The organism is Desulfovibrio sp. (genome assembly GCF_035644575.1).
Taxonomy (GTDB): Bacteria; Desulfobacterota; Desulfovibrionia; order Desulfovibrionales; family Desulfovibrionaceae; genus Desulfovibrio.
Genome location: NZ_DASQOG010000098.1, coordinates 1 through 12,860 on the forward strand (window position 1 = coordinate 1; position 12,860 = coordinate 12,860).

At 55.6% G+C, this 12,860-nt stretch carries 13 protein-coding genes; 10 read left to right on the top strand and 3 right to left on the bottom strand.

Annotated elements, in window-relative coordinates:
* Positions 1-261: 261 nt before the first annotated feature.
* Together VEZ52_RS05535 and VEZ52_RS05540 are read right to left on the bottom strand one after the other, a co-directional pair.
* Entirely contained in the window at positions 262-741 is a 480-nt protein-coding gene (locus tag VEZ52_RS05535; protein WP_324835902.1) for a hypothetical protein, read from the bottom strand.
* 185 nt (positions 742-926) lie between these two features.
* Positions 927-2,018, bottom strand: coding sequence for a glycosyltransferase (locus VEZ52_RS05540; protein ID WP_324835904.1), 1,092 nt, complete (start codon positions 2,016-2,018; stop codon positions 927-929).
* 229 nt (positions 2,019-2,247) lie between these two features.
* Between VEZ52_RS05540 and VEZ52_RS05545 the strand changes: the two genes are divergently transcribed.
* The 3 genes from VEZ52_RS05545 to VEZ52_RS05555 are packed head-to-tail and all read left to right on the top strand — an operon-like array spanning position 2,248 to position 4,933.
* Positions 2,248-3,273, top strand: coding sequence for a hypothetical protein (locus VEZ52_RS05545; RefSeq protein ID WP_324835906.1), 1,026 nt, complete (start codon positions 2,248-2,250; stop codon positions 3,271-3,273).
* On the top strand, positions 3,270-4,040 hold the full coding sequence (locus tag VEZ52_RS05550; RefSeq protein ID WP_422653317.1) for an alkaline phosphatase family protein: 771 nt from the start codon (positions 3,270-3,272) through the stop codon (positions 4,038-4,040). Before VEZ52_RS05545 ends, VEZ52_RS05550 begins: the two co-directional genes overlap by 4 nt.
* A gap of 35 nt (positions 4,041-4,075) precedes the next feature.
* The gene (locus VEZ52_RS05555; protein ID WP_324835910.1) at positions 4,076-4,933 is read left to right on the top strand and encodes a DMT family transporter; all 858 of its coding nucleotides are present in this window, start codon (positions 4,076-4,078) and stop codon (positions 4,931-4,933) included.
* A 169-nt stretch (positions 4,934-5,102) separates the two neighbouring features.
* Here the strand turns inward: VEZ52_RS05555 and VEZ52_RS05560 are convergent, their stop codons facing one another.
* The gene (locus VEZ52_RS05560) at positions 5,103-5,531 is read right to left on the bottom strand and encodes a cupin domain-containing protein (RefSeq protein WP_022659158.1); all 429 of its coding nucleotides are present in this window, start codon (positions 5,529-5,531) and stop codon (positions 5,103-5,105) included.
* Between the two features lie 366 nt (positions 5,532-5,897).
* Here VEZ52_RS05560 and trpS point away from each other — a divergent pair, with 366 nt between their 5' ends.
* The 7 genes from trpS to VEZ52_RS05595 all read left to right on the top strand — a co-directional run.
* Positions 5,898-6,965 (top strand): tryptophan--tRNA ligase, encoded by a 1,068-nt coding sequence (gene trpS / locus VEZ52_RS05565; protein WP_291446435.1) that lies wholly within the window; start codon positions 5,898-5,900, stop codon positions 6,963-6,965.
* A 163-nt stretch (positions 6,966-7,128) separates the two neighbouring features.
* Entirely contained in the window at positions 7,129-7,569 is a 441-nt protein-coding gene (locus VEZ52_RS05570; RefSeq protein ID WP_324835913.1) for a MarR family winged helix-turn-helix transcriptional regulator, read from the top strand.
* Between the two features lie 84 nt (positions 7,570-7,653).
* Positions 7,654-8,055: a pyridoxamine 5'-phosphate oxidase family protein gene (locus VEZ52_RS05575; RefSeq protein ID WP_324835915.1), complete on the top strand. Its 402-nt coding sequence runs from the start codon at positions 7,654-7,656 to the stop codon at positions 8,053-8,055.
* Between the two features lie 199 nt (positions 8,056-8,254).
* Positions 8,255-8,893: a DUF599 domain-containing protein gene (locus VEZ52_RS05580; RefSeq protein WP_324835918.1), complete on the top strand. Its 639-nt coding sequence runs from the start codon at positions 8,255-8,257 to the stop codon at positions 8,891-8,893.
* Positions 8,894-9,343: 450 nt separating this feature from the next.
* Positions 9,344-9,952, top strand: coding sequence for a hypothetical protein (locus tag VEZ52_RS05585; RefSeq protein WP_324835920.1), 609 nt, complete (start codon positions 9,344-9,346; stop codon positions 9,950-9,952).
* A 50-nt stretch (positions 9,953-10,002) separates the two neighbouring features.
* Positions 10,003-10,569 (top strand): twin-arginine translocation pathway signal protein, encoded by a 567-nt coding sequence (locus VEZ52_RS05590; RefSeq protein WP_324835922.1) that lies wholly within the window; start codon positions 10,003-10,005, stop codon positions 10,567-10,569.
* Between the two features lie 470 nt (positions 10,570-11,039).
* The coding region (locus VEZ52_RS05595) for an EAL domain-containing protein (protein ID WP_324835924.1) at positions 11,040-12,860 on the top strand (1,821 nt) is incomplete at its 3' end.

Below are 12,860 nucleotides of genomic sequence, written 5' to 3' on the forward strand. Positions count from 1 at the left end.
GGTATGGCGCGGTTGGCCTCGGCTTCTTCCTCAATACGGCGGGGCATGCTTTCGCCCCTGCGGGCCAGAATATACAACAGAGCGCATTGGGAGGTGGCCAGCAAAAACCATATCCAGAACATAGGCACTCCTTCATGTTATTGTTGGATGAATCAGCAGTCGGCAGCAAGGACGTGGTTCCTTTGCAGCGCTTGCTATAAACGCATGTCAGGCAAGCCATGCCGGAGCAGGACGCAATAACGCCCTGCCGCAGCGCAAATTCTATTGGGGCAAGGGAGCGCAGTCTTCCGGCGCAAGCGGCGCATCGTGGGTGCGCTTGCCCTCCAGCCGTACGTTCATGCCGTTCTTCAGGCTGATGACGCCCTCGACTTTATCGGCAGAAGCAAGGCGCCCCTTGAATGAATGCCCGGATGAATGGTGCGCCTCAATATCATTGTTACGCACCGTTCCATCTATGTGGTACACGTCAACCTTGCCGTTGTACAGACGCAGGTGCACCACGCCGCGCACCGTGCCTTGAGCGGAAACGCACACGCCCACACGGTATGTTGATGAATAGAGCGAGCCTGTCCAGAGTTCGCGCACTTCCACAGGGGTGTTGGCAGCAGACGGCATTGCCGCATCCGCGGCGGAAAGCGGAGTATCTTTCTGTTCGCCGCGCTGTTCCGCCGTAGTGCTGGAGGCTTGTTCCTGATGGACTTGAACCTCGGCAGCGCGAGCCGCAAAAACACCCACGGTCATCAGGCAAAAGCAGACGCAAAGCGCCGCAAGACACAAAACTGCATATTTCAGCCGCGTGCGCCTGAGCCGTACTGCCCGCGTTGCCTGTGCAGCCCTGGAGCATGCACGCAGTGAATTTTGATCTAATTCCATATATTCCTGCGCCTTCCGCACTTGGGCAGAAGACTGATTGACAAGTTCAGCTGTCAGTTGCGGCGCAAGCCGGCAAAAACGGCCTGATGCGCCTCCACCATGGCTGTGAAGGAAAAATCCCGCTCCACGCGCAAACGCCCGGCCTGCCCCATGGCGTCGCACAACGCGCCGTCTTCAAGCAGACGGCAGCAGTTTTCCGCAAGGGCCGCCACATCCCCAGCATGCGAAAGCAGACCGTTCTGCCCGTTCTCCACCAGCCGGGGAATGCCCCCAACCGATGTGGCGCACACGGGCAGGCCGCAGGCCATGGCCTCAAGAATCACATTGGGCTGGCCTTCGCGCACGGATGAAAGTGCGAAGATGCGCCCAGCAGCATAGTGCCCGCGCATATCAAGTCCGCCGGGGATAAAGTCCACATTGCTTCCTGCGGCGTGCTGCGCGGCCCACTGATGCAGGTTGGCTTCTTCCGGGCCATCACCCACAATGCGCAAACGCGCCGAGGGGTGGCGTTGCAGCACAATCTCAAAGGCGCGCAAGAGGGTCAGATGATCCTTGTCGCCCGCAAGGCGCGCCACACAGACAATCTCTGGCGCACGAGCCGAGGGCGCAGCCCCTGACGGCGCAAAAAATTCCGTATCCACCCCGTTGGGAATGTAGCTCAACCGGGATTGCGGCAGACCAAAATACAGCAAAATTTCATGCAGTGCTTCGGAATTGCAGATCATGTGATCCGTAAGCCGCCAAAGCCAGCGTTCATGCTGCCGCTTGGGGCCGCCGCCGCCACGGCAGGTTCCCACAATACGCGGGGCTGTTTTTTCGCCAAGCCAGCCCAGCCGGCCCCAGATGCGCCCCCAGATATTGGGCAGGGCCGTGCAAGGCACAATGACATCTGGCTGCAACCTGCGCAGCTTTGAATACAGGGCTGCAAAAAACAGAGGCGGCACCTTGCGGTCATGCCCCATATGGTGCAGCTCTATGCCCGCCTCCCGCGCGGCTTCATCCAGATCAGTGGGGCCAGTGAGCGTAAGCATGACCGGCGTGAAACGAGTTCGATCCAGACGGCGGGCCAGTTCAAGAGTCTGGCGTTGCGTGCCGCCATAACAAAGATCCTCCATAAAAAAGAGGATGCGCTGTGGGATGGTCATGCTTCTCCTTCAGATAGCCGGACGGCGGAAAGTTGCGGCGCAAAAGCCGAACTGCCGTATGCATTATTGTATGCATTCCGCCCGGTTTTGCAAGGCCGCCCAAGCCATCACCTCATAATACATTTAAAATACAAGCAATTATTTTATGTCGCCCTAGGCATCCCCCCAGGTGAGCGGCTTGCGCGCGCCCCGGATTGCCATGCGCCCTGCTTGGGCTTACAACTAAGGAATGACTGACTGCACCAACGACGCCTCCTTCAATCATCAGACAGACAAACCCGCCCTGCGCGTGATTGTGAGCCTTGATGTGGAAGAAGAGGGGCTGTTTTCCGGCAATTATGCGGCGCAAGGCTGCGGCGTGCGCAATGTGGCCCTGCTGCGCAGGCTTGCCCCCCTCACCAGCGAACTGGGTTTTCCACTCACGCTGTTTTGCGCGCACACGGTTTTTGCCAATGCCGAAGCCTGCTCCCATCTGGCCTGGATGCGCGACCACTGCGATGCGGAAATCGCCGCGCACCTGCACCACTGGAGCACACCGCCGCTTGGGGACGACGTGGCGCAACCCGCCACGCAAAAACAGGGGCCGCCTACCCGCACTGACCGCTTGCCGCGCGAATTGCTGCGTCAGCGCCTGCGCACCCTGCTGGATGCCGGACGCGAATTTCAGAGCGCGGATCTGACCAGCTTCCGCATGGGGCGCTGGGATCTCAAATCGGTTGTGCGCCCCTTGCTGGCGGAGGAAGGCATCACCTTTGACAGTTCGGTGTGCCCCTTGCGTGATTTCCATGACGGGCCGGATCATTTTCTTGCGCCCTCCGATCCGTACTGGCTTGAGGACGCCCCCGGCCTGCTGGAATCGCCGGTTACGCAGATTCCACTTTCGCGCACGCTGGCGCGGCTGTGGCATGGTTGCGTCAGAGGCGCGGCCTGGGCCGATTCCTTTCATTTCTGGGGAGCGTTGAGCCCTAACCCGGTATGGCACAGCGCCGCCGTCATGCGGGCGGCTACACGTCTGCACATGGCACGCGGCGGGCGGGTTTTGAGCCTGTTCTGGCATTCGTCGGAAATGCTCCCTGGCGGCTCGCCCAACATTCCCGATCAAAAAGCCGCCGATGCCCTGTACAAAAAAATTTATGATTTTCTGGCGTGGCTGGCGCGCAATTACGCAGTGCGCGGGCTCACCGCAGCCCAACTGCGAGAGCAGGCCCCCTGCCTTGACTTCGGCCCCCGCCCGGCAGGCAAGGGAGACTGGTGATGCCCCGCGTGGTCTTTGTGCTGCTGGATGGCCTTGCCGCCGCCACAGCCCGCCGCTGTATGAGCTACATGCAATCGCTCGTCGATGCGGGGCTGGCGCGCCATACGGAATTGCAAGGCGAACTGCCGCCGCTCTCCCGCCCCATTTACGCCACCCTGCTCACAGGTCTGCGCCCGGCGCAAAGCGGCATCATGCATAATGATGATGCCCGGCTCAGCCCCGCGCCCACCATTTTCAGCCGTGCGCAGGCCGCAGGCCTGACCACCGCCGCCGCTGCCTACCACTGGATGAGCGAACTGTGCAACGTGGCCCCCTTTGAGCCGGGGCGTGACCGTATTACAGACAATGCGGCCCTGCCCATTGCCCACGGCCTGTTTTACTGCACGGATGCCTACCCGGACGATGAGCTTTTTCACGATGCGGCCTGCCTGCGGCGGCGCCATGAGCCGCATCTGTTGCTGGCGCACAGTATGGGAATTGACAACGCGGGCCATCTGCACGGCGCAGACAGCAAGGAATACCGGGATGCCGCCCGCAGGGCCGATGGGCTGCTGGCCCGCTGGCTGCCGGAATGGACGGCGGCAGGGTCTGCGGTGCTGGTCACCAGCGATCACGGCATGGACGCTGACGGCAGCCACAACGACAACAGCGAAGCCGCCCGGCGGGTTCCCCTGTGGCTGGCGGGCGAGGGTTTTAAAAACACCCCGTTGCCCGCAGATCAGACGCAGATTGCAGGGCTTGTATGCCGTGCTCTCGGCATTGAATAACACCCTGCACCTCTACCAATATCATGCGGCAGAACATGTTTAACGGCTATGTATGGATTTTGCTGGCTGCCCTTCTGTGGTCGCTGCTGGGCGTTGTTTCCAAGTTTTGCCAGCATGCGGGTGTATTGCCGCTTGAAACGGCCTTTTGGCGGGCGGCCATAGGCTGCGCCTTTTTCCTGACGCATGCCGCTCTGACCGGAGGGCTGCGCATTCCCTTGCGCCATGTCCTGACATTTATGCTCTTTGGCGCATGGGGCGTTGGGGTGTTTTTCGGGGCCATGCAAATGGCCATCAAGCTCAGCGGCGGCGCAACCGCCGTGGTGCTGCTGTATACGGCCCCGGTGTGGGTGGCTGTTTTTTCGCGCTTTCTGTTTGGCGAACATATCACACGGCGCAAGGCGCTGGCCGTGCTCATTGCCCTTTCCGGCACAGCGATGGTCTGTTTTTCCGGCGGCAGCCTGCCGGGCGAAACATCCCTTGCGGGCATTGGTTTTGGCCTGCTCTCCGGCCTGTGCTACGCCACGCACTATCCCTTTTACCGCTGGTGGCAAAGCCGCTACTCCACAGCCAGTATTTATGGTTTCATGCTGCTGGGCGGCGTGGCGGCTCTGGGCATCAGCGGCCCGGTCAATGTGGATCACGCCCCGGACACATGGGGCTGGCTGTTCGCCCTAGGGCTGCTCACCTGCTACATGGCCTACATCTGCTACGGGCAGGGGCTGAAACGCATCAGTCTAGTGCGGGCAGCAGTTACCTGCCATCTCGAGCCTGTACTCGGCACTCTTTGGGTCTGGCTGTTCTGGAACGAGAGCTTTAGTGCCTCAGGCTGGATGGGCGGCGCGCTGGTTCTCAGCGCGGTATTTCTGCTGACCACGGACAAAACAAGCGAATAGTGCTGATGGCTGAATGATCTTGCACTAAAGCCCGAAAGTGCCCACGTGCCCCCTTCCACCAACTACAAACCCCACCGGGCATTCAAAGATGCAGCGTACGGACTGCCGTGCTTTGTTTGCCTGATGGGGTATATTTATCGGGCTGATCTTGCCCTGACAGATCGAAGCGTTAGCGCTGGCCGATCACATCCAGAAATACCAAGGGTACGTTGCCGCTGCATTTGAGCGCATGGGTGTCGCCAGGACGGGCGATGGTGATATCGCCGCCTTTTACCGGAGTTTCCTTGCCCGCGCTGTCGGTGAACACGCCCTCGCCGGAAACGATGATGTAAGCGTCTTCATTGTTTTCATGCTTGTGCATGCCAATGGAAGCGCCCGGTTGCAGGGTCATCCAACCGATTTCCTTGATAACCATGTCCTTGGAGGCATCGTTGCGGGTAAAGCCGAACTGACCAAACAGGGTTCCCTGGCCGCCCGCCACCTTATCGCGGTTCCAGGTTTTCAAAGAATCTTTGGGGTAGAGCTGCGGTTCACCCGCAAGAGCCGTTCCGGCAAACACCAGAGAACACAGCGCTGCGGCAAAAAGCATCTTTTTCATGATCACACTCCCGTTACATGAACACACTCTATAAATGCACATAACGCAATGAAATCACAGAACAACAAAAACATATCGGCACACAGGCGGCAATCTGCTGCTGACACTTTGAGCATACGCCCGCACAATGCCGCCCGCAAGTGAATAATTTCCCAATCAAAACGCCGAAGTCTCTCCCCAACCGGCCTTGCCCCTTGTGGCCTGCGCATGCTTGGTGTATAGGCAAAAGCCTACGCCCTGCCGAATGTGCAAACATTGCGGCACGGTTGCATATTTATGGAGCAAGCCCGCTCCGTACTGCAAAAAAATTCACGCATGGAGGCTGCGTTCCTGATGCCCTTGCCCAGAGGGCACACGCAGAACATTATGAGCAATATCATTCTGACCGGGGATCGCCCCACGGGTAAGCTGCACATCGGGCACTTCGCCGGATCGCTCAAGCAGCGCGTTTTGCTGCAAAATTCCGGCAAATTTGATGAAATCTACATCATGCTGGCCGATGCGCAGGCTCTGACCGACAATGCCGACAATCCTGAAAAAGTGCGCAACAACATTCTTGAAGTGGCGCTGGACTACCTTGCCTGCGGCATTGACCCGGAGAAGTCCTCCATCTTCATTCAGTCCCAGTTGCCGCAGCTTTATGAGCTGAGCTTTCACTATATGAACCTTGTCACCGTGTCGCGCCTGCAGCGCAACCCCACGGTCAAGGCAGAGATTGCCCAGAAAAATTTTGAGCAGAGCATCCCCGTGGGATTCTTCACCTACCCCATCAGCCAGGCGGCAGACATCACGGCTTTTGAAGCCACCGCCGTGCCGGTGGGCGAAGACCAGAAGCCCATGCTGGAACAGACAGTGGAAATCGTGCGCAAGTTCAACAGCACCTACGGCGAAACCCTGGTGGAACCGCAGATATTGCTGGAACAGAACGCCGCCTGCCTGCGCCTGCCCGGTATTGACGGCAAGGCCAAGATGAGCAAGTCCATCGGCAACTGCATCTATCTGAGTGATTCCGAAAAGGAAGTTCACGACAAGATTTTCAGCATGTTCACCGACCCCGGCCACCTCAAGGCTTCCGACCCAGGCAAGATTGAGGGCAACACCGTGTTCACCTATCTGGACGCCTTCGCCGTGCCGGAAGACTTTGCCAAGTTCAATTCGCCCTACCCCAACCTGGACGAAATGAAGGCCCACTACCAGCGCGGCGGCCTTGGCGACGTGGCGGTAAAAAAATTCCTCAACGAAGTCATGCAGCAGATCCTCGGCCCCATCCGCACCCGCAGGCAGCAATACGAACAGGACATTCCTTTCGTCATTGACGTGCTCAAGAAAGGTACGGAAAAGGCCTACGGCAAGGCCGCCAAAACCCTTGAAAAGGTTCGCCGGGCCATGAAGCTGAACCACTTTGAAGCGGGCCTCAAGCTGCAATCCAAATAAATAGCCCACTCAGGCGGGTTGCCCGAAGCGCAGATAATTGCGCCGTACCATACCAGCCATCCCCGGCAGTGCCATCAGGCGGTGCCGGGGATTTTTGCTTTTTCAGCAGGGTGCGGCTCATGACAGGCTTGACATTGGTTCTATATCGAAATAAATTCCCCACATGAAGACCGATCACATTGTTGCCCTCATAGGCCGGGTGCGAGAGCAGGCCAACAACCTTATAGTTGCCGAGCTTGATAAGCGCGGACACAGCGGCATGGCCCCCTCGCACGGCGCCATTTTGCAGGCTCTGTTTACGCGCGGGCCCATGCATATGAGCGCGCTTGCCGAAGCCATAGGCAAACAAAAAAACACCGTGACCACTCTGGTCGGCAAACTGGAGCAGGCAGGCTACGTAAACAAATCCCCCTCGCAGGAAGATTCGCGGGTTACGCTGGTTTCACTTTCCGGCAAAGCGCTTTCCGCCAAGGCTGATTTTGACGCAATTTCCCAAACTCTGCTGGATGCCGTGTGGGGCGACATGCCCCAAGCCGACAGGGAAACCCTTGTTGCCGGACTGGAAAGAGTGCTGCGCAACATCAGCCTGAAAACCATACTCTGATACCCGAAAAGCATCCAACGCGCTGTGCTTTGGATGTTTTTTTGTGAAACAATAGTTCGACATAGAACAAAAAGGGAGAACATTATGCAAAAGGTTATTGATTTTCTTGCAGCCAACACCACGGTTTTTCTTGCCACCTCTGATTCCGGCGCTGCCCGGGTGCGGCCCTTCCAGTTTCAATTTGCGGAAAATGGCCGCCTGTGGTTCTGCACCGCGCGCTCAAAAGAAACCTTTGCCCAGTTGCAGAGCGACTCCCGGCTGGAGTTTGCCTGCATGTCGCCCAAGATGGAAACCCTGCGCGTAAAAGGTCAGGCCAATCTTGACGATGACATGACGGTCAAACGGCGCATCATTGAAAACAATGGCCTTGTGCGCTCCATCTATGGCTCGGCTGAAAATCCTGACTTTACGGTTTTCAGCGTTGATCACGGTACGGCCTTCATGTTTGATTTCAGCGGCAATCCGCCTCAGTCTTTCAGCTTCTAGAACGATAAACCGTACCTTCAGTCACGCAGGTCACGCAGAGCTCATTTCTGCGGCTGGCGTGCGTGGCTGAAGGTGCGCCCTCCCGGCAATAGTCATGCCCTGCCCCTATCAGTACATCGGTTGCTTCGGATCGGCATGCGGGGGTATACAGAGATTGCGGGCAAAGGCGCAGTGACTTTTACGCCTTCGGGGGGTTCAGATGTATACTTTTGACCTGCTGTGTTTCTGTATTTCTGTGGCTCTGTACGCCGCATACAATCTCTATATCCGTTTCAGGGAATCATCCAATCCCGGCTACACAATCCACGGCATATCGCGGACGGCAAGGGTTCAGTGGGTGGCGTCCATTCTTGAAAAAAAGAATGGCATTCTTGCCGTGCAAACTCTGCGCAACGCCACCATGGCCTCAACCTTCATGGCCTCAACAAGCGTTCTGCTGGCCGTGGGCGTGCTCTCCCTTACTGGCAATGGGGAAAATGTCCGGCATACATGGCACTCGCTGAACTTTTTTGGTTCTGTGGAGCCGGGCATGTTTGCCTTCAAGATTCTCGCCCTGTTGCTGAATTTTTTTCTGGCTTTTTTTTGCTTTGCCTCATCGCTCAGGCTCTACACGCATGTGGCCTTTATGCTTGGGGCGGAAGCCGGGCAACATAATTCCGACCAACTTGGCAGCATGGCAGAAAAATACCTTAATATGGGCGCAAACCATTTTTATTTGGGAATGCGCGCCTTCTATTTCACTGTGCCGCTGGTTTTCTGGATTTTTGGCGCGCAGTTCATGATTTTTGGCACTGTCTTTTTGATCAGCATTATTTTTGTTCTTGATAAAACGCCATAGCACAAATCGAATCAGATATAATCTTGAATTTTCCCAGGCTTTCCTTGGTAATTTCGAAAAAATATTATATATTTAAGCATACCATAACACCACTACATTATTTTTTGTTTAACCTTTCATGAATACTGTTATATAAACAAATTATTCTTACATAAACAACAGTACAATATTTGATATTATTCCTCTTAAATGACTCATATCAATCTTCATTCCTGCCACACAGCGTATTTGACTAACTGACGCGAACATTTTTTGTAAGCAAATTAATGAAGTACTCACCGCACTTATCACTATCATGCATGTTTTATATGCAGTGTAGTTATTGTCGCGCATCGTTCTAATATTAGAGCATGTTCGATATAATTGACGGCTTAGTAGGCAAGAGGTACTTTATTCTTGTCAAAGAATGTTTGTAATCAAACGGAAAAGTCAACCATGGGAGGGAAAGGCATGAAGATTGTATTTTCTGGATTGGTGCTTGGACTTATGACTCTGTGTTTGGTGGGTTGCAGCAAAAATGCCCCGCAACCTTCTGCCCAGCCAAATGAAACGCTGGTGGTGAGCTCTGAGATTGAGAGCACGGTGGCAAAGGTTGAAGCTGTTGATCTCAAAGCGCGCAAGGTAACCTTAAGCAGCCTTCAGGGTGATCTGTTTATCATTCACGTGAGCAAGGAAGCCGTTAATCTGCGGCGCGTAAAGAAAGGAGATATGGTCGATATTTCCTACGGGCGTGAACTGACAGTGTGGTTGGCGGAGCCTGGTTCTGTGGCTGACGAACAGGCTACGGCTGTAGTCAGGGCCAAACCCGGATCCCAGCCGCAGGGCATGGGAGTAAGAGAATCGAACTTTACCGCCAAAATACTTGCCATGGATAAAGTCAACGAGCTGGCCAAGCTTGAACTCGCCAACGGCTCTGTGGTGGTGGTCAAGGTGCAAAATCCAGAGAACCTCAAAAAACTCAAGGTCGGGGATACGCTGGGCATAAGCTATCTTGAGGTTGTCGATATCGCCGTACGGAAGGCTTCCAAGCAGGGCTCCAAGCAGGGTTCCAAGCGTTGATTCTATAAGCCCGGTGTACCCAAAGGCCATATTAATGAGGGGAATGATCAATGAACGGGAAAATTCTTCGGCGTTTGATGATCTACTTATCCCTGCTTGCACTTGTGGTCGTTGCTCTTCCCGCGCCCTCTGTGGCAGACAGCGCGGCATCCATCAATTATGATGTTACTGCTGCGTTAAACCAGTTATACGTTTCAAGCCCAGCGGCAAAAAAAATGGGAAGCGCAGCCAAGGGAATCCTTGTCTTTCCCAATATAGTCAAGGGCGGCCTTATCATTGGCGGTCAATTCGGCGAAGGAGCCCTGAGGGTTGGAGGCAAAACCAAGGGCTTCTATCGTAGCGTTGCTGCATCCTACGGGTTGCAGGCCGGTATACAGAAGTTTGGTTACGCCCTGTTTTTTCTTTCGGATGACGACCTGAAGTATCTGAAAAGCAGTGGCGGATGGGAGATAGGTGTCGGCCCCAGTGTGGTTGTTGTGGATGAGGGGATGGCCAGATCATTTACCACTACCACGGCTCGCTCTGGGGTGTACGCATTTTTCTTCAACCAGAAGGGGCTGATGGCTGGCTTGGGCATTCAGGGCAGCAAAATAACTGAAATACATCCGGGCAAGTAGCCTCTGTTTTTTCACATACTCGAAATCCAGCCTTGTAAAATGTATAAACGGCGGCTTACGGTTCAAGGTAGGCCGCCGTTTTTTGCGCGCATGCGGTTGAAGATAGTGAATCCTTGGTGGGGTCACACTCGTTATTGTGAAGTGCAATCGCAACCTGAACCGCCTGCCGATCTCCCCCTCTCCCCTTTCTTCTGAAAAGCGTACGATCTTTGCCGCTAACATCCCTGACCTCTTGATTGTTTTTTAGCCTGATATTACACAAGTTGATAATAAGTTATCCAACATGCGTGGCTGGATTGCTCAAATGGGTCCTCCTGCCGGGTGCAATTGCAGACAGCTTGCAGGCTGGCGCGGCAACCCCTGATGCCGTTGCCTTTATGAGGTCTTTGACACGAATTCGGGCAAACGGCTCACAGCCTGACCGTACACACTGAGCCGTAGAAGGTGGACTTGCAAGCGACACTCTGCATATGAACAGCAAACAGTTAGCCCAATCCCTCTTGTGCCTGCTTGATAATTTGAGCGGAAGGCCATTTTTTCTTGCCATACGGCGAGGGCTGTTCATTGTTCTGCCGCTCATAATGATCGGCTCATTCACCCTGCTGCTGCGCAATTTGCCCTTTGAAGCCGCGCAAAATGCCGTTGACGCACTGCTTGGCCCCGTGGGAATGCGCGCGTGCGACACCCTTGTGGCGGGCACATTTGGCATATCCGCCCTGGCCCTGGCCTGCGCACTGGGCGGAGCCAGCGCCATGCGGGCCAACCTGACCAATCCCTCTGCCCCAGCAGTCAGCCCCATGCTGAGTTCGCTGGTGGTTCTCTCCTGCTTTTTTGTCATTGTTGCGCCGGAAGAAACAAGTTCCTGGACCATCAGTTTTTCCATGGACAGAGGCCTTCTGCTTGCCATGTGCGTGGCCATGGCGGGCAGCGCCGTATTTGTGCGCCTGGCGCGGTACCGGATTTTTCATCTGTCGGAAGAAATGGCCGGGCATGACCCGGTTGTCCGCGACGTGGTCACGGTTATGCCAGCGGCCATGGCGACAATCTTGCTTTTTGGATTTATCCGCTTTCTGCTGACGCTATGGGGAGCAACAGACCTGCATGCAACAACAAGCAGGCTGCTTACCCTGCCCTTTCAACATAGCGGCAATGGCCTCGGCTTTGGCCTGCTCTACAGCTTCACCTCGCAAGTGCTCTGGTTTTTCGGCGCTCATGGCCCTAACGTGCTCAATTCTGTGGATGTGAACATCCTCACCCCTGCGGGCCTCGTTAATGCCAAAGCCATAATGTATGGCAACGAACCGCCTTTTGTGTTCACAAAAATATTCTTTGATACATTTACGCGCATGGGCGGCTCTGGCTCCACCCTGGCCCTATGCTTTGCAGTTCTAATACGCTGCCGCGACTGGGGCATGAAAAAACTCTGCCTGTTTGCGCTGGTTCCAGCCATGTGCAACGTTAATGAGCCACTTATCTTTGGCATTCCCCTGATGCTCAACCCCGCGTTTGCCATTCCTTTTCTTCTGGTGCCAGCGGTGCAAACCATAGTGGCCTACCTTGCAACAATTATTGGCTTTGTGCCGCATACCACGGTGGGGGTTGCCTGGACCACCCCCCCGCTGATCAGCGGCTATGTCGCGACAGGCAGCATCAACGGCTCCATTTTGCAGATGATAAACCTTGGGTTGGGCTTCCTCATCTATCTGCCCTTTGTGGCTCTCTCTGACGCAGTGCGCGAAAAGCACGGCAAACAGGTTATGCACAGCCTTCTGCAAATTGCCAGCCGCTGTGATTCTGGTTCTCCCGACAATCGCAAATGCCTGAACATTCCCGGCGAGGTGGGCCGCCTTGCCCACACGCTTGCCACAGACCTTGAGCGGTCGCTAAACGCCAATGACGGCCAGCTTTATCTTGTATTTCAGCCGCAGTGCGACCACACGGCAAAGCGCGTGGCCGGTGTGGAAGCCCTGCTGCGGTGGGATCACCCCATATATGGCCCTGTGGCCCCACCCATTATTGTTGCGCTTGCCGAAGACACAAACCTCATTGACCGGCTGGGCAAGTTTGTTTTGCTTGAAGCCTGTAAACAGCGCGCTTCATGGCATCCCACGGTTCCGCACGACCTTGTGATCGCCGTCAATATCACTCCGAGCCAGTTGCGCAATGCCAACTTTGCCCAGATGGTGCTTGGTACGCTGCACCGTCTGGGCCTTTCCCCCACCCAGCTTGAACTGGAAATTACGGAATCTTCCATTCTGGAGCCAGACGCCCGCACTCTTGATCTGCTCACC

Excerpts from the sequence above, each read along its gene's own strand:
- VEZ52_RS05535 (WP_324835902.1), bottom strand. The coding sequence starts at position 741 with ATGACCGTGGGTGTTTTTGCGGCTCGCGCTGCCGAGGTTCAAGTCCAT.
- VEZ52_RS05540 (WP_324835904.1), bottom strand. The coding sequence starts at position 2,018 with ATGACCATCCCACAGCGCATCCTCTTTTTTATGGAGGATCTTTGTTAT.
- VEZ52_RS05545 (WP_324835906.1), top strand. The coding sequence starts at position 2,248 with ATGACTGACTGCACCAACGACGCCTCCTTCAATCATCAGACAGACAAA.
- VEZ52_RS05555 (WP_324835910.1), top strand. The coding sequence starts at position 4,076 with ATGTTTAACGGCTATGTATGGATTTTGCTGGCTGCCCTTCTGTGGTCG.
- VEZ52_RS05560 (WP_022659158.1), bottom strand. The coding sequence starts at position 5,531 with ATGAAAAAGATGCTTTTTGCCGCAGCGCTGTGTTCTCTGGTGTTTGCC.
- trpS (WP_291446435.1), top strand. The coding sequence starts at position 5,898 with ATGAGCAATATCATTCTGACCGGGGATCGCCCCACGGGTAAGCTGCAC.
- VEZ52_RS05570 (WP_324835913.1), top strand. The coding sequence starts at position 7,129 with ATGAAGACCGATCACATTGTTGCCCTCATAGGCCGGGTGCGAGAGCAG.
- VEZ52_RS05575 (WP_324835915.1), top strand. The coding sequence starts at position 7,654 with ATGCAAAAGGTTATTGATTTTCTTGCAGCCAACACCACGGTTTTTCTT.
- VEZ52_RS05580 (WP_324835918.1), top strand. The coding sequence starts at position 8,255 with ATGTATACTTTTGACCTGCTGTGTTTCTGTATTTCTGTGGCTCTGTAC.
- VEZ52_RS05585 (WP_324835920.1), top strand. The coding sequence starts at position 9,344 with ATGAAGATTGTATTTTCTGGATTGGTGCTTGGACTTATGACTCTGTGT.
- VEZ52_RS05590 (WP_324835922.1), top strand. The coding sequence starts at position 10,003 with ATGAACGGGAAAATTCTTCGGCGTTTGATGATCTACTTATCCCTGCTT.